The 19,121-nt window shown below is 30.0% G+C and carries 18 protein-coding genes and 1 other RNA gene; 9 read left to right on the top strand and 10 right to left on the bottom strand.

The genetic code is table 11. The features are described 5' to 3' along the window. The first annotated feature begins 92 nt into the window (after positions 1–92). Positions 93–1,721 (top strand): multidrug ABC transporter permease/ATP-binding protein, encoded by a 1,629-nt coding sequence (locus CAMP5121_RS06560; RefSeq protein WP_337215140.1) that lies wholly within the window; start codon positions 93–95, stop codon positions 1,719–1,721. Between the two features lie 22 nt (positions 1,722–1,743). Here CAMP5121_RS06560 and cgb read toward each other — a convergent pair whose 3' ends face one another. Beyond that, positions 1,744–2,172 carry a single-domain globin Cgb gene (gene cgb / locus CAMP5121_RS06555; RefSeq protein WP_257397236.1) on the bottom strand — a complete coding sequence of 143 codons (429 nt, stop codon included), beginning with the start codon at positions 2,170–2,172 and terminating at the stop codon, positions 1,744–1,746. Positions 2,173–2,362: 190 nt separating this feature from the next. Here cgb and CAMP5121_RS06550 point away from each other — a divergent pair, with 190 nt between their 5' ends. From CAMP5121_RS06550 to CAMP5121_RS06530, 5 genes are all read left to right on the top strand, one after another. Further along, complete coding sequence (locus CAMP5121_RS06550) at positions 2,363–3,367, top strand: extracellular solute-binding protein (protein WP_220517292.1); 1,005 nt, start codon at positions 2,363–2,365, stop codon at positions 3,365–3,367. A 17-nt stretch (positions 3,368–3,384) separates the two neighbouring features. Next, the gene (locus CAMP5121_RS06545) at positions 3,385–4,968 is read left to right on the top strand and encodes an ABC transporter permease (RefSeq protein WP_263708852.1); all 1,584 of its coding nucleotides are present in this window, start codon (positions 3,385–3,387) and stop codon (positions 4,966–4,968) included. Further along, positions 4,968–5,948, top strand: a complete 981-nt coding sequence (locus CAMP5121_RS06540; protein ID WP_263728133.1) for an ABC transporter ATP-binding protein — start codon at positions 4,968–4,970, stop codon at positions 5,946–5,948. Before CAMP5121_RS06545 ends, CAMP5121_RS06540 begins: the two co-directional genes overlap by 1 nt. Before the next feature lie 62 nt (positions 5,949–6,010). Next, on the top strand, positions 6,011–6,616 hold the full coding sequence (gene fic, locus CAMP5121_RS06535; protein WP_337215139.1) for a protein adenylyltransferase Fic: 606 nt from the start codon (positions 6,011–6,013) through the stop codon (positions 6,614–6,616). Positions 6,617–6,776: 160 nt separating this feature from the next. Beyond that, complete coding sequence (locus CAMP5121_RS06530) at positions 6,777–8,000, top strand: HD domain-containing protein (RefSeq protein WP_214119062.1); 1,224 nt, start codon at positions 6,777–6,779, stop codon at positions 7,998–8,000. Positions 8,001–8,003: 3 nt separating this feature from the next. Here the strand turns inward: CAMP5121_RS06530 and ffs are convergent. Beyond that, positions 8,004–8,101: signal recognition particle sRNA small type (gene ffs, locus CAMP5121_RS06525), an RNA gene on the bottom strand. A gap of 52 nt (positions 8,102–8,153) precedes the next feature. Here ffs and CAMP5121_RS06520 point away from each other — a divergent pair. After that, positions 8,154–8,597 carry a hypothetical protein gene (locus CAMP5121_RS06520; protein ID WP_263664035.1) on the top strand — a complete coding sequence of 148 codons (444 nt, stop codon included), beginning with the start codon at positions 8,154–8,156 and terminating at the stop codon, positions 8,595–8,597. A gap of 10 nt (positions 8,598–8,607) precedes the next feature. On the opposite strand, the gene CAMP5121_RS06515 is transcribed toward CAMP5121_RS06520, so the two are convergent. The 4 genes from CAMP5121_RS06515 to CAMP5121_RS06495 are packed head-to-tail and all read right to left on the bottom strand — an operon-like array spanning position 8,608 to position 13,278. Beyond that, positions 8,608–10,233: a flagellar hook protein FlgE gene (locus tag CAMP5121_RS06515; protein ID WP_337215138.1), complete on the bottom strand. Its 1,626-nt coding sequence runs from the start codon at positions 10,231–10,233 to the stop codon at positions 8,608–8,610. A gap of 4 nt (positions 10,234–10,237) precedes the next feature. Then, the gene (locus CAMP5121_RS08145) at positions 10,238–11,245 is read right to left on the bottom strand and encodes a flagellar hook capping FlgD N-terminal domain-containing protein (RefSeq protein ID WP_412175003.1); all 1,008 of its coding nucleotides are present in this window, start codon (positions 11,243–11,245) and stop codon (positions 10,238–10,240) included. 50 nt (positions 11,246–11,295) lie between these two features. Further along, positions 11,296–12,936, bottom strand: a complete 1,641-nt coding sequence (gene fliK, locus CAMP5121_RS06500) for a flagellar hook-length control protein FliK (protein WP_337215137.1) — start codon at positions 12,934–12,936, stop codon at positions 11,296–11,298. A 3-nt stretch (positions 12,937–12,939) separates the two neighbouring features. Continuing rightward, positions 12,940–13,278 (bottom strand): hypothetical protein, encoded by a 339-nt coding sequence (locus tag CAMP5121_RS06495; protein ID WP_257404661.1) that lies wholly within the window; start codon positions 13,276–13,278, stop codon positions 12,940–12,942. Between the two features lie 126 nt (positions 13,279–13,404). Between CAMP5121_RS06495 and typA the strand changes: the two genes are divergently transcribed. Next, complete coding sequence (gene typA / locus CAMP5121_RS06490) at positions 13,405–15,213, top strand: translational GTPase TypA (protein WP_337215136.1); 1,809 nt, start codon at positions 13,405–13,407, stop codon at positions 15,211–15,213. Continuing rightward, positions 15,213–15,845, top strand: a complete 633-nt coding sequence (locus tag CAMP5121_RS06485; RefSeq protein ID WP_337215135.1) for a poly(A) polymerase — start codon at positions 15,213–15,215, stop codon at positions 15,843–15,845. The genes typA and CAMP5121_RS06485 overlap by 1 nt, the downstream gene beginning before the upstream one ends. A gap of 11 nt (positions 15,846–15,856) precedes the next feature. Here the strand turns inward: CAMP5121_RS06485 and CAMP5121_RS06480 are convergent, their stop codons facing one another. The 4 genes from CAMP5121_RS06480 to CAMP5121_RS08140 form a co-directional block, all read right to left on the bottom strand. Further along, positions 15,857–16,597, bottom strand: a complete 741-nt coding sequence (locus CAMP5121_RS06480) for a carbonic anhydrase family protein (RefSeq protein WP_337215134.1) — start codon at positions 16,595–16,597, stop codon at positions 15,857–15,859. Positions 16,598–16,701: 104 nt separating this feature from the next. Then, a complete protein-coding gene (locus CAMP5121_RS06475) occupies positions 16,702–17,331 on the bottom strand; it encodes a protein-L-isoaspartate(D-aspartate) O-methyltransferase (RefSeq protein WP_263664091.1) in 630 nt (209 codons plus the stop codon). Between the two features lie 90 nt (positions 17,332–17,421). Further along, positions 17,422–18,939 carry a disulfide bond formation protein DsbI gene (gene dsbI, locus CAMP5121_RS06470; protein ID WP_337215133.1) on the bottom strand — a complete coding sequence of 506 codons (1,518 nt, stop codon included), beginning with the start codon at positions 18,937–18,939 and terminating at the stop codon, positions 17,422–17,424. Between the two features lie 10 nt (positions 18,940–18,949). Then, positions 18,950–19,099, bottom strand: coding sequence for a dihydroneopterin aldolase (locus tag CAMP5121_RS08140; protein ID WP_393926848.1), 150 nt, complete (start codon positions 19,097–19,099; stop codon positions 18,950–18,952). Positions 19,100–19,121: the final 22 nt, after the last annotated feature.

The following is a 19,121-nucleotide window of genomic DNA, read 5'->3' as shown; positions in this document are numbered from 1 at the left end:
TTTGTAAATACCATAAAATAGGCTTTGTGATATAAAAAATAATTTTTAAAAATTGTTATAATTTTATAATTATTGTTTAAAAAGGTATCATTGTGAGTTTTTTGTGGATTTTATTTCAAGAAAATAAATTTAAAATCATTCTTTTTTTACTTTTTAGTATTTTTACGAGTATATTAGGTGTGCTAACTTTAGTTTTCATCAATGAGTTTTTATTAAAAATTAGTCTTGAAAACTCAAATATCATTGTGTATTTTGTGCTTTTATTGCTTGTGTTTTTTGCGAGTTCTTCTTTTGTAGAAATTGCTCTAAGCTCGTTTGGACAAAGCTTTATTTTTAAAATGCAAAGAAGGGTTGTAAAGCAAATTTTAGATACAAGTGTTTTGAGTATTTTAAATACTACCAAAGCAAAGATTTTAGCTTCTTTAAATAATGATGTGCGTAGTATTTCTTTTGGGCTTTTAAGGCTTCCTGAATTTGTACAATCAAGTGTTTTGATTATTTGTGTAAGTGCTTATATAGCTTATCTTTCTTTAGAAATTTTCTTTTTGTGTTTAGCGTGGATAGTGTGTGTTTTTTTGGTGGATAATTTTTTGATGAGCAAGGTGTATTTTTATTTTAAAAATGCTAGAGAAAATGATGATGCTTTGCAAAAAAATTATCAAAATATTTTACAAGGACATAAAGAATTAACCTTAAATCCTTTAAGGGCGAAGTATTATTATGAAAATGAGTTTGAAAAAAATGCTTTGAAAAAGAAAAAAAGCTCTACTATGGGAAATATCTTGCATATTTTATCTAACAATTGGAGCAATAGTGCTATGCTAGCTTTAGTAGGAGTAGAGTTTTATATAGCTTTAAATTATGAGCTTGCTAGTTTGCAAAGTGCTACGACTATTGCTTTAAGTGTGCTTTTTTTAAGAGCGCCACTTGGAGCTATGATAGGAAGTTTTCCTACGCTTATGATGGCAAAAATCGCTTTAGATAAAATTTCAAATTTAAATTTAGAAAATTATTCTCACGAGTTTAAACTCAGTCAAAATAAAAAAACTTGGCAAAAACTTTCTTTTAAAGATGTGTCTTTTGCATACAATGAAAAATTTGCCCTAAAGCCTGTAAATTTTGAGCTTAAAAAAGGCGAATGTGTATTTTTAATAGGTAAAAATGGTAGTGGTAAATCTACTTTTTCTATGATTTTAGCTGGACTTTTTACAGATTTTAAAGGGGATATTTTTTTAGATGATGAAAAAGTAACTTCGGAAAATATTTACGAGTATAGAAGTTTAATTAGTGCTATTTTTAGTGATTTTCATTTGTTTGAGCATGTTTTAGAAGATGAGAAATTTAGCAAAGAAGACTTGGTATACTGGCTTGAAATTTTAGAACTTAATGAAAAAGTAGAACTTGTGGGAAATACTTTTAGTACTATAAAGCTCTCAGCTGGACAAAAAAAGCGTCTAGCTATGCTTAATGCTTTGCTTGAAAAAAGAGATATTTTGATTTTAGATGAGTGGGCTGCTGATCAAGATCCTATGTTTAGAAAGTTTTTTTATACTAAACTTTTGCCACTTTTAAAGCAAAAAGGTATTACTATATTTGCTATAACTCATGATGATGTGTATTTTGATATGGCTGATAGAATTTTACTCGCACAAAATGGTCAAATTTGTGAATTAAAAGGCGATATAAAAGAATTAGCAAAAAATGCCGTAGAAAAATTCTAGGCTTTGAAATCAAAGCCTATGATTACTTAGCTTTTGCATAAATTTCTTTTTCAATGTCTATGTAAAATTTAGCAATAGCACCATAAGCTTCTTCCCAAGCTTTTAGTGTAGTTTCATCTGCATTTAATACTACTTTAATAGCCTTTAAAAGACAAGCGCCTACTATAGGGTAATGCTCTTCTTTGACATTTAATTTTGTATGAGTGATAGCTACTTTATCAACAAAGCTTCTCATATTTTCTAAATTTTCTACATTTTTTGCTGCCATTAAAATAGCCATTGCTAAAGCTTTTGGTTGTTCTCCTGAAGCTTGTTTTTCCATATTAAACATAGGTTTTACTTCAGGGTATTCTTCAAACATGATTTTATAAAATTCTTTAGTTAAAACTTCGCCATTTTTTTGTAAAATTGGCACACAATCTTTGATGATTTGAATTTGTTCTTGAGTCATTTTTTCTCCTTTGCATATTGTATTTTTGGTGATTATATAAAAATGAGAGAAAAAATATCTTGATTTATGTTAATTTTGTATTATTTTATTTTAAAATGATTATGTGTATCAATTTAAGTAAATATAAAGTGAATTATTAATATAATAATCTTTATCAATTTCAAAATTTAAAATTAAGGAAATTTATAAAATGAAAGCAAAAGTAGTTTTACTATCTTTATTAGCTGCTATGAGTTTAAGCGCTCAAGAGCTTACGATTTATTCTCATCGTCATTATGATTCTGATAAAGGAATTTTCAAATTATTTCAAGAAAAAACAGGCATTAGTGTAAATGTGGTGCAAGCTAAAGCTAATGAGCTTGCTAAAAGATTAGAAGTTGAAGGTAAAAATTCAAAGGCAGACTTATTTATGACTGCTGATGCAGGAAATTTAGAACAAGTTCGCACAAATAATCTTTTTGTTTCGGTTAGCTCGCCTGAGTTAGAAAAACTTTCTCCAAAAGAGCTAAGAGGTAAAAACAACGAATGGTATGCTTTTACAACAAGAGCAAGAATCATCATCGCTTCTAAAGATAGAATTAAAGATGGAGAGATTAAAACTTATGAGGATTTAACTGATCCTAAATTTAAAGGTAAAGTTTTAGTAAGAAGTTCAAATAATGTTTATAATATCTCTTTATTAAGTGCAATGATTGATACTTTGGGTAAAGAAAAAGCAAAAGAATGGGCACAAGGTATAGCAAATAATCTTGCACGTACTCCAAAAGGTGGGGATCGTGATCAAATTCGTGCAATCTATGCAAAAGAAGGCGATGTAGCTATATCAAATAGTTATTATCTAGGGCATTTAGCAAATTCAAAAAATCCTAAAGATGTTGAAGCTGCAAATTCAGTAAAAGTGATTTTTCCAAACCAAGATGGTAGAGGAACACATATTAATGTAAGTGGTATAGGTGTTTTAAAAACTTCTAAAAATAAAGAAGCTGCTGTTAAATTTATCGAGTTTATGCTTTCAAAAGAAGCACAAGAAATTTTAACAAACCAAAATTATGAGTATCCGGTAAATAAAGAAGTAAAACCTGCTAAAATTTTACAATCATGGGGCGAGTTTAAAATTGAAAAACCAAATTTTGAAGCTTACTGGGGTAATGCTAAAGAAGCTTTAATGATTTTTGATGAAGTTCAATGGAAATAATTAAGGAAAAATAAAATTTGAAATTTTTAAGTCTAAGGTGGTCTTTTGCCACCTTTTTTTTCTGTAGTTTAATCATACTGCCTATACTTGCCATCATCTTGCACCTTCCTTTTATAGATATTAACACCTTAAAACATTTGAGTAAAAATGTCTTGCCACGATATATTTTTGGTAGTGCTTTTATATTGTTTGGTACTTTAGTATTGTGTTTGATTATAGGTTTAGTTAGTGCCTATTTGATAGCTTTTTATAAATTTTTTGGCTCGAAATTTTTTGAATGGTTTTTGATTTTACCTTTGGCTATACCTTCTTATGTGATGGGTTTTGTTTGGATTGATTTGTTTGAATTTCAAGGTTTAATCCCTACTTTTTTAGGCATTGATAGGCGTATAGATATCATGAATGCATATGGTGTGATTGTGATTTTATCTTTTGCACTTTATCCTTATGTGTATTTTTTTGCTAAAAATACTTTTGCTTATGGACTTGGAAATATCATTTTAAGTGCTAAAACACTTAAGGCTTCTAATTTAAAAACATTTTTTAAAGTGATTTTGCCATTTTGCCGTGTGGGTATAGTGGGCGCTTTGCTGTTGGTGGCTATGGAGGTTTTGAGTGATTATGGCTTGGTGGCGTATTTTGGCGTAGATACTTTTAGTGCAGGAATTTTTAGAACATGGGGAAGTGGCGGTGATGAAGTGAGTGCTGTGGCTTTAAGCGTGGCTTTGCTAGTGTTTATCGCACTTTTAATGCTTTTAGAAAAAATTCAAAGAGGCAAAAAAGGCTTTAATCAAAATGTATTTTTACCTACTCCAAAAGATGAGTTAAAAGGCTTAAAGGCATTTTTAGCCTTTTTATGGTGCTTTTTAGTGGCATTTTTAGCCTTTGTCGTGCCTATTATATGGCTTGTTTATTGGGCCGGGTTTGATTTTATGCAAAATTTAAGCAATGTCTTAACACCTGCATTTTATAGTCTTAGCGTGGCTTTAGTGAGTTCTTTTACTATTGTGGGGGTGGCATTTTATTTGTGTTTTGTGGTGCGTTTAAACGATACAAAAGCTTCTAAAATCATTCTTTGGCTTACGACTTTGGGGTATTCTTTACCTGGAGCTGTGGTAGCTGTGGGAATTTTAGTGATTTTGGGTGTGTTAAATTATATTTTTGATCTTTTATCGTTTGAATACGCCATAGGTGGTGGATTTTTAGTATTATTTTTTGGATATTTTGTAAGATTTTTAGCTTCAGGGATTTTTGCAACTCAATCAGGCTATGAGCGAATTTCTAAAAACATAGACTATGCGAATTTAACCTTAAAATCAAAACCACTTAAAATTTTCACTCAAATTCATTTTCCTTTGATGAAGCACTATTTAGCTTTAGCTGTGGTGATTATTTGTGTGGATATTTTAAAAGAATTGCCTATTTCGACTATACTTTCACCATCAGGTTTTCAAACTCTTTCATCGCTTGTATTTGCTTATAGTGAAAATGAATTAATTTATAATGTTTCTTTGCCATCTTTGATTATAGTGTTATTTGGGATTATCCCTACATTTTTAATGCATTATTTGCAAAATAAAAACAACCAAAAAGGACAATAATGGAAATCTTAAAAATTGACAATCTTTACAAATCTTTTGGAAAAACAGAAGTTTTAAAAGGAATTTCTTTGAGCTTAAAAGAAGGTGAGATTGTCAGTATTTTGGGAGAAAGTGGATGTGGTAAGAGTTCTTTGCTTGGTTGTATAGCAGGTTTTTTTGAAATCAATGATGGCAGTATTTGTATAGGGGATAAACTAGTTGCTTCTAAGAGTGTGTATTTAGCCCCACAAGAGCGTGATGTTGGAGTTTTGTTTCAAGATTATGCTTTATTTCCGCACTTAAATGTAGAAGAAAATATATGCTTTGGTATAAGCTCTTTAAGTAAAAACGAGCAAAAACAAAGGCTTGATGAAGTTTTAGAAATTTTAAATTTAAATACACTTTTAAAGCGCTATCCAAATGAGCTAAGCGGTGGGCAAGCCCAAAGAGTAGCACTAGCAAGAACCATAGTTGCAAGGCCAAAGATTATACTTTTTGATGAACCTTTTTCAAATTTAAATCACACTTTAAGCGTTAAAATGCGCAAAGAAATCAAAAATATCTTAAAAGAGCATAAGCTTAGTGCTATTTTTGTCACACATGATAAAGACGATGCTTTTTATTTATCAGATAATATCGCTTTGATTAAGGATGGGAAAATTTTAGACTATGGAAGTGCCAAAGAGCTTTTTTATAAGCCTAAAAATATAGATAGTGCTTGCTTTTTGGGAGAAGCATTTTTTATAGATCCAAATACAATTTTAGATGAGAAATTCAAAGTATATTTGCAAAGTAAAAATGGCATTTTACGCCCTAATGATATACAAATTTCAACTTCACAAACTCCTTTAAAAGCTAGCGTTTTAGAATGCGTATTTTATGGGGATTTTTATGAGTTAAGTGTGAGTTTGGAAGGATATATTTTTAGCATTTATCATCATAAAGAACTTAGTAAAAATGATGAAATTTATCTTAAGTTAAGCCAAACAAAAGAGTTTTAAATCATAAATTTAATAAAGTTTATATTAAATATCTTATAAAATATAAACTTTAAAGGTTTAAAATGATACTTACAAATAAACTTGGTATAAACAATCAACTAGAATTGGCCAAAGAAGAAAGAATAAGCAAACTAAAGGCAAAAGCTTTATTTGAAAGTGGTTTTTTAGATACATTAAAAGCAGGAAGTTTTGAAAGCTTAAGGGTAATTCATCAAAAATTATTTGAAGATATTTATGATTTTGCAGGAAAAATAAGAGAAGTAAATATTTCAAAAGAAAATTTTAGATTTGCTTCTGCTATTTATTTACATGAAGCAATTAAAAAAATAGAACTCATGGAGCAATCTTGCTTTGAACAAATTGTAGAAAAATATGTAGAAATGAATGTAGCTCATCCTTTCAGAGAGGGAAATGGCAGAAGCATGAGAATTTGGCTTGATTTAATACTTAAAAAAGAGTTGAAAAAAGTGGTTGATTGGAGTTTAATTAATAAAGATGATTATATAATGGCTATGCAAAGAAGCCCTATTAAAGATGTAGAGATAAAAATTTTACTTCAAAATGCTTTGAGTGATGACATTTGTAGCTTTAATATTTTTGCAAGAGGGATTGATGCAAGCTATTATTATGAAGGATATACACTCTATAAAACAAAAGAGCTTTTTTGATTGTTTAAAGCTAGTTTTATAATTTTTATTGACATAAGCTTGTTAATCTCAAATTCTTCTTATTGCATTACTTAATAATAAAACATTAAATCATAATATCAAAATAAAATTTGCTAAAGATTATAAAATAAAGTAAAATCACAGCAAAAAAAGGAAATAAATGATTAGTGTAGAATTAATAGAGCATATTTTTAAAGCCGCTTCTATATCAAGATGGAATGATTATCCTAGAATGACAAATTTAGTCGAGCTTGATAAACAAGCACATAAATTTATCATTGCTTATTTCATTGCTAAAATGGAAAAAGATGTCAATATGCGCTTTATCATAGAAGCGGGGATTTTTGAGTTTTTAAGCAGGGTGGTAGTGACTGATATACGCCCTGATGTGTATCATGAGATAACGCGTGCAAAAAATGAGCAAGTAAGTGCTTGGGTGTTAAGTAAAATCGCACCGATGATTCAAGATATTGAAAATGGTGCATTTTTAAAACGCTATGAGCTTTTTTTACAAGGTAAAGATTATGCGAAAGAAAGGCTTATTTTAAAAGCTGCTTCGTATTTTGCGACAAGGTGGGAGTTTAATATAGTTTATCAAACTAGCTCGTTTTTAAGTGATATCGATGAGATTAAGGCTAAGGTTGAAGAAGAATTAGAAGATTATTATGAATTAATCGGCGCAAGAAAAATAGCTCTTAATCAAAAAATTTCTAAAATAATCGATTTAAGTGGACGCTTGCGTTTTCAAAAAAGATGGGCACAAACTCCAAGGATTCCAGAAACTGCAGTTTTAGGGCATATGCTTGTGGTAGCTATTTTGTCTTATTTTTATTCTTTAGAAGTAAAAGCATGCGATGGTAGAATAGAAAGCAATTTTTATTGCGCTTTGTTTCATGATTTGCCTGAAAGTTTAACTAGAGATATCATCTCTCCGGTAAAATATGGCATAGATGGTTTAAATGAAATCATCAATGAGTATGAAATGAAGCTTATTAATGAGAAAATTTTACCTTTTATACCACTATCTTTTAGAGAGGAATTTAGCTATATACTTGGTATTAGAGAAGGACAAAATGAAGAAAGTGCCTTTGTAAAAAATGAATTTGAAAATCGTATTTTTAATAACAAGCCAAGTGTTTATAGTGGTAGTTTAGATGCGGTTAATGAAGATCGTTTTAAGGCTATTGATGGAAAGGCTTTGAAATATTGTGATAAATTAGCAGCTTTTATAGAAGCAGCTTTATCGATTAGCTATGGAGTAAAGTCTAAAGAGCTTGAAAGTGGTTTTGTGGGAATGTATGAATATTTTAAAACAAATCCGACTATTAATGGGGTAAATTTCTTTAGAATTTGTGAGGATATTAAAGGATATTTTAAACTTTAAAACCTTCTCCCAGATGACTGCGGCACACACTAAGTCTAAGTGCTCTGCTGTGTTCCCACCCTGAAGCGGTGCTTAAAAATAGCATTGCACAGGTCTAAGAGAAGGCAGTTGAAATAATACCTTAAAATATCTTAAAAAACATTGAGGTGAAGTATGTTGAGTATATTTGCAAACTTTTTATCTAAATTTAGAGAATTTTTTGTTCCTAGTCATTTATCTTTAGAATTTAGAGCAAAATCTTTTGCTGCTATTATTGTGGCAAATAAGACTATAAAAGCAGAAATTTGGCAAGTTTTGGCTGATATTGCAAGTGAAGTTTATCCAGATGATAAAAGCAGGCAGGCTATTTTAGTGCAAACTTCTAAAGAATATGTGGATAGAGTTTTAAAAAATGAGCTTAGTTTAGACGCTTTACTTAAAAATATTGCTTCACTTTTAAAGAAAAATCCAAGATATGCAAAAAAGATTAATTTTCATAGACTTGAGCGTTTGATGGATAAAAATGAAGAAGAAGCTTTAGTGCAACTTAGGGTGTATGAATTTTTTGAGCAAGAAATAAAATATATTTTAGAAAAAAATTCAAAAGAACCATCATGAAAGGCTAAAATTAGCGTTTCATGTTGATTGCTTTTTGTATCATTTGATCAGCTGTTGTGATACTTTTACTACTTGAATCATAAGCTTTTTGTAAAGTGATTAAGTTTGTAAATGCTACGGATAAATCTACATTTGATTGCTCTAAATAAGAGCCTTTAAAGGTTGCTGTGCTGAAATTTCCATTATCATCAAGCAAAAAGGTTGGATTACCACTATTTCCTGTTTGTCCATAAAGATTCTCTCCTAGCTTTTCCAAGCCTTGTTCATTGGTAAAATTAAACAAAGCAAGTTTTGCCATAGCTATTTGATCACCATTGGTAAAAGTGGCGATGATAGTACCATCTGTGTTGATAGAATAATTATTTAAAAACCCTTCACCTTTGCCATCTGTTTGTGTGTGTACTGAAGGCTGTTTATTTTTTAAAGCATGAAGTCCATCATAACCTGAATTTGGTATATTTGGATCATAATAAGAACCAAGGTTTATATTGACTTTTGTTCCGTTATTATCAACTGAGTTTAGAGTGCTAGATACCAAAGCTCCAGCTTCATTAAAGGTGATTAAACCTTCGGTAGTTCCACCTATTTTATTACCATCATTATCATATACTTGAGCAACTGCTTTGTACTCTAAATCTGTGCCATTTTGCGGTAAAACTCTATCTAATTTAACCTTAACCCAACTAGTAGAACCATCAGGATTAATTAATTTTGCAGAAAGTTCTGTGCTATCAGCTACTTCTTTTTCTACACTTAAATGAGATGATTCTAACTTAGCTGTTTCTAAATCTACTTTATCTAGTTTTTGATTGTCAATACTAAAAGCCAAATTCTCATCTAAAGTAGCTTGTAATGTTTGACTAGCACCTTTTTCATCAGTAATTTTAAAATATATAGTATCACCAGGCTTTAAACCAAAAATTTGCTCATCTTTTACACTACCTGAAATTTTTACACTACCATCTTCATTTTTACTAAATTCAAATTTAGAAGCATCTACATCTACATTCACTGCTTCTGTTTTGGTGCTTGTGTCTAAATTTCCACTCCAAGTGATATTTTGTGTTGGTTGAGGCGGTAAATAAAGATTTTTAGGCACAGAAATAGGCCCTTGGGTATTAACTCCACCTATTTGGAAATTTTCTCCAGGTGTTCCACTCCAAGCTGTGGTAACTTTTTGTCCCATAGCTTGACCAAACATATTAGAAACCCTATCGCTTAGCTGAATTTCTTTTAATGATGGATTCATAGTTCCAAGCACATAATTACCATTTGAATCTACTAAAAATCCATTTGCATCAGGTTTAAAAGCACCATTTCTAGTATAATAAACTCCATTGGCATTACTTACACCAAAAAAGCCCTTTCCAGCAATAGCCACATCAAATTCGTTATCAGTAGAAACTAGTGGCCCTTGTTCAAAAACATCATTTGTAGCTCCTGTTACACTACCATAACCAGTTTGACCTTTGTTGTATGATTGGGTTGTAACGGTGCTGTAAAATACATCTTTGAATGCTACATCAGAGTATTTAAAACCAACTGTATTGACATTGCTTATATTGTGAGCAGTATTGTCTATACCATAACTTTGGGATTTTACTCCATTTACTCCATTGTAAAATGCTGTAAACATGATTTTATCCTGTAATTTCTTTAATGTCTTCCCATTTAACCCAGCTACCGCCCATACCAACTAGAGCTTCACCATCTTCAAATCTTACACCGGTGATAGGATAAGCACCATAAGTTGAGTTAACTGTTGTTCCATCTTCACCTATATAATTTGCTCTTACATAGTATTTACCAGATGGCACAGGATTTCCACTATCATCTGTTCTATCCCAAACAATCTGTTTCATACCTGCAGTCATATCTTTAACTTTCATTGTTCTTACAGGATCACCTGCTTCGTTATAAATAGTAAATGTTACAGGTTCGCTATCTGATTTATAAGCTGAATCAATCTTAGCTGTTTTGATATCAACGCTTGGAGTATGTCCTATGATTTTAAAGGTTTGATCCTCGCCAACTACTGCTTTAACAGTTTCTTCTTGGCCTTTATCATCAACTAATTTTACATATACAGTTTCCCCAGGCCCTGCTATTTCTTTATCTACCTTACCTGTAATGTCTAGTTTATCTTCACCATTTTTCTTAAGTTCAAAACCTTCAGTGTCGATATCAGTCTTTTTACCTTTTTGTGGTTCTTTTGGTAAATACATATTAATTTGAAATTGTATATCATCATCTGCTACCACAAGATAATCATCTTTAACTGTTGCAAGTTTTCCAACCGCAGCTAATGCACTCATACCGGTACTTGCTGCAATAGAATTTTGTAGTTTTGCCATCGCATCAACTAGTTGAGTCATGGTTTTATTGGTGTTATCTTGCATTTCAAGTGCTGAAAGTTGTGCTGTTTGAGTAAGCATTTTTTCAGTATCCATAGGATCGGTTGGATCTTGGTGTTGAAGTTCTATCAAAAGAAGCTTTAAAAATGCATCCTTGTCAAGTTCTGCTCCAGGGTTATAAATCAACCCACTATCGCCTTCTCCAGCTCTAGCATTTCCTTTTGCATTTGGCATATCTTTAGTATTAAGTGTTGCTAAAGGACCTTGAAGAGTTTGTGTATTTATATTTGACATAAAAATCCTTTTTTATATATTTTTAAAGCTTAAAGCAAAAAATGTTCCATTTAAAAATATTTTGCTAAAACCATTTCTAAGCTTGGTTTTTCTTGAATTTCTTTTTCGAAATTCACCTTATCTTCTTTATTATTGTTATTTTTTTGTTTTTGTTGATTATTTTGTTCTTTTCTTTCTTGATTATTAAAATTCATTTCTAAATTTGTAAAGCCCATATTTACAAGAGCGTTTTTAAACTCAGCTTGATGTTGTATGAAAAGATTTAAAGTATTTTGATTAGAATTAAAGCTGATGTTTAGATTAGATCCTCTTTGGACTAAGGTAACTTCTACTTCTCCAAGATTGTGTGGATTTAAAGTTATACTAAAGCGAGTTATAGGTGCTTTATAACTTTCTAGTTTGTCTTTAAATTCTTGGGCAAAATCATTGAAAGTTTCTTTCATAGGAATATTTTGATTTTTCACAAAATTATTAGAAACTCTATTCATTTCTTTCACGTAAGAATTTAAATTTTCTTCATTATGATCACTATCATCTTTTGTAAGTTCTTTGGTGTTTTTGAAAATATCGTTAAAAACATCTGTGTTTTGAGTATTTTTTTCTGTTTTTAATTGTTTTTCTTGAGTATTTAATAAATTCTCTAAATTAATTTTTAAATCTTGATTTTGTAAATTTTGAGTATTTTTTGTATTTGTTAATTCAGCTTTTAAGTCCTTTGAATTTTCTAAAACAGAACTTATTTTTTTACTAAAACTATCTTCACTGGTAGTTAATTTTTCATTTTTTAATATTTCTTTAAAATCTATTTTTTCTTTATCTTTAATTTCTTTTTTTAAGTTTGAATTTTGAGTTAGATTAATGAGTTCTATATCATTTAATTTATCATTTTTATTAATATTTTTTATATTTTTTATGTCTTTTGTTTCTTTGTTATCTTGAATTTTTTCTATAAATTTTTCTTTGAAATCTATATTTTGAATATTTTCTTTTACTTTTACATCTTTTTTTGGAAGCTCTATGTTTTTTAAAGCAGAAGAAAGTAAAGAAACACCTTCGTTTTCTTTGCTTTTTATATTTTTATTTGTATTTGGTTCTTCTTTTAAAAGTTTGGTGATTTTTTGATTGATTAAATCTTGAAAAACATTAGTATTGTTTTGTTTTGCATTTTCAAAAAAACCTTTTTTATCAAGATTTGGAAAAGCTTCTTTTAAATCTTTGATTTGTTCAAATTTTATATTTTTTATATTTAATCCAAGTTCTTTTGCTATATTAAAAAGCTCATTGATATTTTTTATATTTTTTAACTTGTGTAGGTTTTTTTCAAGAGCTAAAATAGCAGTATTATCTTGGACAAGTTTGTTTAATTTTATATCCTTGCTATCACTTTGTAAAACTTCTAGTAAAGAAAGAATTTGCATAAAATTTGCACCTTCAAAAAGTTTTAAAGCATCCTTTTCGTCTAATTGAACTTTATCATCAATGGTTTCTTTTAAACTTTCGTTTTTATTTTCTTTTTGTGGTGCTTTAAAGTCTTTTGGTAAACTTCCATCTTTTTCATCTATAGCTTGCAATAGTGAATTTAAAAATTCCTCTCCATCACTATTTGAATTAGCACTTTCTTTGCTAGGATTTTCATTTTGTGGAGCGATGCTTAGTAAGTTTAAAGCATCGCTAGCTTGGATATTTGACATTAATTAACCTACTAAAAAATTATTTTTTGCTAAATTTGGAAATAAATTTTGCAATTGCGCTGCACAATCAAGTTTTAAATTTTCATGAGAAAGATTAAAGTTTTTAAATATTACTAGTAATTCTTCTATATTTTTAGCATTTAAAACTGCATTTTCATTATGAGCATCATCCAAAATTTCACTTACTTTACTTGAAAGTTTTGCATAGTTTAGTTCTTTTTCTTCATTTGAATTTACAACTTCTAGATAATTTAAAAGTTCCATAAAATGCTTACTATTTAAAACTGAAGTTCCTTGTTTTTCTAAGTTAGCGTTAAAGATTTGAGTTCCTAGATTTGACATATTTTTCTCCTTAAAAATAATTCTTACCCAAACAAAAGCAACAAGTGTTCCAATTTAGTAATCTTAATTTTTAAGCAATTTTTTTATATAATATTAGATTTTAAATTTAAGACTTTGGAGAAAAACTTGGACAATATTAGAAATATAGCTGTTATAGCTCACGTTGACCATGGAAAAACAACAATGGTAGATGAGCTTTTAAAACAATCAGGAACCTTTAGTGAACGCGAGCAAATAGCAGAGCGTGTGATGGATAGTAATGATATAGAAAAAGAAAGAGGTATTACTATACTTTCTAAAAATACTGCTATTAATTATAAAGGCACTAAAATAAACATCATAGACACTCCAGGCCATGCTGATTTTGGCGGTGAGGTTGAGCGTGTGTTAAAAATGGTTGATGGGGTTTTGCTTTTAGTTGATGCACAAGAAGGTGTTATGCCTCAAACTAAATTTGTGGTAAAAAAGGCTTTATCTTTAGGACTTAAACCTATCGTTGTTATCAATAAAATCGACAAACCAGCTGCTGATCCTGAAAGAGTAATTAATGAAATTTTTGATCTTTTTGTGGCTTTAGAAGCAAATGATGAACAACTTGATTTTGCTGTAGTTTATGCAGCTGCTAAAAATGGTTATGCAAAGCTTGCACTTGAAGATGAAAGCACTAATATGGAGCCATTGTTTAAGACTATACTTGAGCGCGTACCTGCTCCAAGCGGTAGCGATGAAAACCCTTTACAGCTTCAAGTTTTTACTCTAGGTTATGATAATTTCGTTGGTAAAATAGGCATTGCAAGAATTTTTAATGGTAAAGTAAAGAAAAATCAAAATGTAATGCTTGCTAAGGCAGATGGTTCTAAAATCAATGGAAGAATTTCAAAACTTATTGGTTTTATGGGTCTAGAAAAAATGGACATTGAGGAAGCAGGAACAGGTGATATTGTAGCGATTGCAGGTTTTGAAGCTTTAGATGTGGGAGATAGTGTGGTAGATCCAAACAATCCTATGCCTCTTGATCCTTTACATATAGAAGAACCAACTTTAAGCATAGTATTCTCAGTAAATGATGGTCCTTTAGCAGGTACTGAAGGCAAGCATGTAACTTCAAATAAAATCGCAGAACGTCTAGAAGCGGAGATGAAAACTAATATTGCTATGAAATATGAAAGTACAAGCGAGGGTAAATTTAAAGTAAGTGGAAGAGGTGAACTGCAAATAACTATCTTGGCTGAAAATATGCGTAGAGAAGGTTTTGAGTTTTGCATGGGAAGACCTGAAGTTATCGTTAAGGTAGAAGATGGAGTTAAAACAGAACCATTTGAGCATTTGGTGATTGATGTGCCTGATGATTTTACTGGGGTTGTGATTGAAAAATTAGGTAAAAGAAAAGCTGAAATGAAAACTATGACACCAACTGGAGATGGTCAAACTAGACTTGAGTTTGAAATTCCTGCGCGTGGGCTTATAGGATTTAGATCACAATTTTTAACAGATACTAAAGGCGAGGGTGTTATGAACCATAGCTTTTTAGAGTTTCGTCCATTTAGTGGAGCAGTTGAAAAAAGAAATAATGGCGCGTTAATTTCTATGGAAAATGGTGTTGCACTAGGATATTCTTTATTTAATTTACAAGATAGAGGGGTATTATTTATTGATCCTCAAACAAAAGTATATACAGGTATGATTATAGGCGAGCATTCACGCCCAAATGATTTAGATGTTAATCCTATTAAAGGTAAAAATCTAACCAATGTTAGGGCAAGTGGTAGTGATGATGCGATTAAGCTTGTACCACCTAGAAAATTAAGCCTTGAAAGAGCGTTAGAGTGGATAGAAGAAGATGAGCTTGTAGAGGTTACTCCGCAAAATATTAGAGTTAGAAAAAGATATCTTGATCCTACTCAAAGAAAAAGAATGGAAAAGGCTAAGTCTTAATGGACTTTGAAGCCATAAGACAAGCTTTAAATAAAAGACTCAAAGCTTTACAAATTTTAGCATTTGCTGAAGCTTTGGTTATATTTTTTCTTGCTTTTCAATTTAGCAAAGATGTGATTATAGCTTTGTTTTTTGCTGTTTTAGCAGGAGTTTTGTTTTTTAGAATTTTAGGAAGAAAGCTTATGTGGGGACGCAATGAGCTTGTATTTAAAATGTGTGAGGAATTTTTAAAACAAAATAATGCTAAATTTGACAAACAAGGTTTTGATCAAAAAGATTTTGAAAAAATTGCTTTTGATTTTTCTTTAAAAACTTATCATTCTCAAAATTCTTTTGTTTTTGATGATTTTATTCTTTATGATGTGAAATTTAAAGATGATTTTGGAAATTTCTTTTGTGGAGTTTTGCTTTATAGTAAGAAATTAAAAGAAGATATCAACTCAAATGAAAGTATTTTTGAAAAAGCAAAGGATAAAGAATTTTCTACACAAAGAGTTTTGAAAAAAGATGATTATTTGCTCATAGCTAGTTTGAAAAATCCTTTTTTTGCTGATTTAAAAATTTCAAGTGAGCTAAATTTTAAACTTTTTAGAGCTAATTTAGAAAAAATTCAAGCTTTTATAAATGATTAAACAAGCTATGTTTAATCATTTTGTTCTAAATTATTAATTTCTTGTATTTTTAAATTCTCATTTTTTCCCATTAAATTTTGTATAGTTTGGATTTGCTCTTTAGAGGCATAGTTCATATCTTTTAAAACTATCCAAGTGATTTTTTGATTACAAGGCTTGTTGAGTTTATTTTTAAAGATATAAAAAGATTTAAGATTATTTGGTAATAACTCATTAGCACTTAAGCCTTGAACATAAAGTTTATCGCCTTCTTTTTTAGGAAAAGCACGGATGATTTTTTTAATAAAAGGATTTTCCGCGCCTTCTTGTAAAAGCAGTACAACTACTGCTATATCGCCTTTTTGACTTACATGGCTAAAATGAATTTCTAAAGGATAAGATTTTTTATCAATAGAAATCTTTGATGGACTATGGAAGTGAAAATGAGATAAATTATAACTTGTATTATCTAGCACGATATGGCTTCCATTGCTTGCAAAATACATTTTTATGGTATAACCATCATTCATTAAACCAAAAGAGTCATTTGAATAGTTAAATTCTAAAGAATGATTTTTATTTGTAGCTTTTTTGCTGTTTATATTAATAAAATCTTGATTTAACCCACTTTCACAATAAATCCAGTTTTTATCTAAATTTTTCCATTTATCTTTTTCTATAAAATTTTCATGTGAGACATTTTGAGGTATTTGCTCATAGGCAAAAAGCATGCTAGTGGTAAATAAACCAAAAAGTATTTTTTTTAAACTCATAATATTCCTTTTTAATATAATTATAAAAAAATATCCCCTATAAAAAGCTTATGTTTAAAAATAATTATATTAAAATTAAATATTTATCTTAAAAATTAGCAAGATTATTCTTTACCATCTTTGATGGGTACAAAAAGACATTCATCTAAAACTTCTTTACTAATCTCGCCATCTTTTTTGGTAAATTTAGTGATAAATTGTTGATTTCCTATGAGTAAAGGAGCTACTAAAATTCCATTGTTTTCAAGTTGATCAAACAATACATTTGGAATATGTTCTATATAAGCTGAGAGTAAAATTCTATCATAAGGTGCATAATTTTTCCAACCATTTTGTCCATCATCAAATTTTACATGGATATTAGCATAGTTTAGTTTTTTAAATTTTTCTATAGCGCTAATTGCAAGTTTTTCAATGCGCTCTATGGTAAAAACTCTTCTAATGAGTTTGCTTAAAATCGCAGCTTGATACCCGCTACCACAACCTATTTCTAAAACACTATCAGCATCTTTAAAATCAAGTGCCATAGTCATTTTAGCTACGGTTAAAGGTGAGCTTATCCATTGATTACCCATTAAAGGAAGCGCATCAAGTCTATAAGCATGCATTTTTAAAGGTGAAAAAATTTCTCTTGGAGTGGAACAAAAAGCTTCAAATAATTCTTCATTGATGAAAGTATTTTTGCGAATTTCTTCTGCCATAGTTTGACATTGTTTTTGTTCAAATATATGAATCAATAAGCACCCCTTGATAAAAAGTGTTATTTTATCTTAAATTTTATTTATCTAGCTTTAAAATCCTTAAGGCGTAAAAACGCCTTAAGATTAATCAAGTATATAAAGGATATTTGATCCATCTTGATAAGATAAGATGTGCATTTTGCCATCTTTAAAGAATAAACTTCTTGCATTAGTTATATTTTCTGGATAAGAAATGGTTTTTACAACTTCTTCTTTGTCTAGATCAATTACAGCAATAACATTATGCTTTTTACTTAATGCATAAATTTTACCGTCTTTAAATGCCATTGAAGTTACATAAAGATCACCTAGTGTTTTCCCTTCCTTTAAATCAGCTTTAGGAGTAAATTCAGCTGAAAGAACTCTATCTGCTAAAGAAATTTTAGAAATTACAAAAGTTTTAGCGTCTTTATTGTTTGGAACAGTTGCTGTATACATATATTTTCCATCGGTAGTTGTGCTTAAGATGTGATGGAATTTAGCTCTAACTGTATCAATTCTACCACGACCAAGATCTTTGCCTTGACCTTCGAAATTATTTGCCCCTTTCATAAAATCAGCATATTGTAAAGCCTCATTTGCATTAGGATTTTGAGCAAATCTTAAGAAAGTTTTATTAGAACCCATTAAGATGTATTTATTGTCTAGATAAGGGATAATTCCTATGATAGGGTTGATTGTAGCTGAAAAATATGGATCTAAAACAAAATCAACTTTAGTGCTAAAATTATTATCTAGGAAAAATACTTCCCATTTTGAACTTGCAACATATTCTCCATTGATATAATCAAGTGTATTGATAGCTTTAGGAAAATCAATTTTTGTTTCATTTGTTATTTTTAGATTTTCATCAATACTTGCAAATGGAGCATTGCTAATATTATTATCAAATTGAATACCTAGTTTTTCACTAGCAGGCGCAAAAGCAAAGTCAGGTTCTTTAACGTCGCGTTTTCCTAAGAAAGAAATGCTTTTCCAGCTTTTGCTCCAACCTGAATCATCCCAAATGATATATTTTGGATTTAAACTAAAACGAACCGGATCGCCTTGTCCGCTATATGGAACAGGACCAGTGCTTACAAAAGCTTGGAATACATTTGAAGCTACAATAAAAGCAACAATAACCATAGCAGCTAGATTAAATTTAGTTAATTTTCTAAAGCTAGATCCTTCCATTTCTTTTTCAAAAGAACCAAATTTTGGAGCAAAGGCAAAAATAACACCAAGTAGTAAAACTACAGCCCAAAATACCACTTCAGCCCAAAAATAAGTATGTAAACCAAAAATAGGTAAACCAAAACCTTGATCAAGATCACGGTGTGCATGGCCGCTTATATGATTAAATGATTGCCATAAACCAAAAGCTGTTGCGATTAAAAGGAAAGCTAAAAATTTACCTTTCATACCATAACGTACAACAAATAAAGCCGCTACGCCGATGAAAATCATTGATTCTCTTTGACCCCAGCAAGAAGTACAAGGGCTATCACCTAGCATATAGCCAAAGATTAAATTTGCAATTCCAACAGGCAATAAAATAACCAAAAAGCCTGCTAAGCACATTAAAAAATAAAAGAATTTAGTTTTGTTAATATCACACATATTTGCCACCTTATAGATTCATTAGGCCTAAGATTGCGCCTGATTTACGACCTAAATAGTCAAATACCATAATAGCCCATGAAATTACAAGTATAGAAAAAGCTAATTTTTCTTTTTCTGGTTTAACTATCATGAGGACTATGGCGATAAAGATTAACAAAAGTTCTAAAAACCATCATTTC

Origin of the sequence: Campylobacter sp. 2352 PW (assembly GCF_024723575.1) — a bacterium.
In the GTDB taxonomy this organism is placed as follows: Bacteria; Campylobacterota; Campylobacteria; order Campylobacterales; family Campylobacteraceae; genus Campylobacter_D.
This window is presented reverse-complemented; position numbering and strand designations above follow the sequence as displayed.

Excerpts from the sequence above, each read along its gene's own strand:
- cgb (WP_257397236.1), bottom strand. The coding sequence starts at position 2,172 with ATGACTCAAGAACAAATTCAAATCATCAAAGATTGTGTGCCAATTTTA.
- CAMP5121_RS06550 (WP_220517292.1), top strand. The coding sequence starts at position 2,363 with ATGAAAGCAAAAGTAGTTTTACTATCTTTATTAGCTGCTATGAGTTTA.
- CAMP5121_RS06540 (WP_263728133.1), top strand. The coding sequence starts at position 4,968 with ATGGAAATCTTAAAAATTGACAATCTTTACAAATCTTTTGGAAAAACA.
- fic (WP_337215139.1), top strand. The coding sequence starts at position 6,011 with ATGATACTTACAAATAAACTTGGTATAAACAATCAACTAGAATTGGCC.
- CAMP5121_RS06530 (WP_214119062.1), top strand. The coding sequence starts at position 6,777 with ATGATTAGTGTAGAATTAATAGAGCATATTTTTAAAGCCGCTTCTATA.
- CAMP5121_RS06520 (WP_263664035.1), top strand. The coding sequence starts at position 8,154 with ATGTTGAGTATATTTGCAAACTTTTTATCTAAATTTAGAGAATTTTTT.
- CAMP5121_RS06515 (WP_337215138.1), bottom strand. The coding sequence starts at position 10,233 with ATGTTTACAGCATTTTACAATGGAGTAAATGGAGTAAAATCCCAAAGT.
- CAMP5121_RS08145 (WP_412175003.1), bottom strand. The coding sequence starts at position 11,245 with ATGTCAAATATAAATACACAAACTCTTCAAGGTCCTTTAGCAACACTT.
- fliK (WP_337215137.1), bottom strand. The coding sequence starts at position 12,936 with ATGTCAAATATCCAAGCTAGCGATGCTTTAAACTTACTAAGCATCGCT.
- CAMP5121_RS06495 (WP_257404661.1), bottom strand. The coding sequence starts at position 13,278 with ATGTCAAATCTAGGAACTCAAATCTTTAACGCTAACTTAGAAAAACAA.
- CAMP5121_RS06485 (WP_337215135.1), top strand. The coding sequence starts at position 15,213 with ATGGACTTTGAAGCCATAAGACAAGCTTTAAATAAAAGACTCAAAGCT.
- CAMP5121_RS06480 (WP_337215134.1), bottom strand. The coding sequence starts at position 16,597 with ATGAGTTTAAAAAAAATACTTTTTGGTTTATTTACCACTAGCATGCTT.
- dsbI (WP_337215133.1), bottom strand. The coding sequence starts at position 18,939 with ATGTGTGATATTAACAAAACTAAATTCTTTTATTTTTTAATGTGCTTA.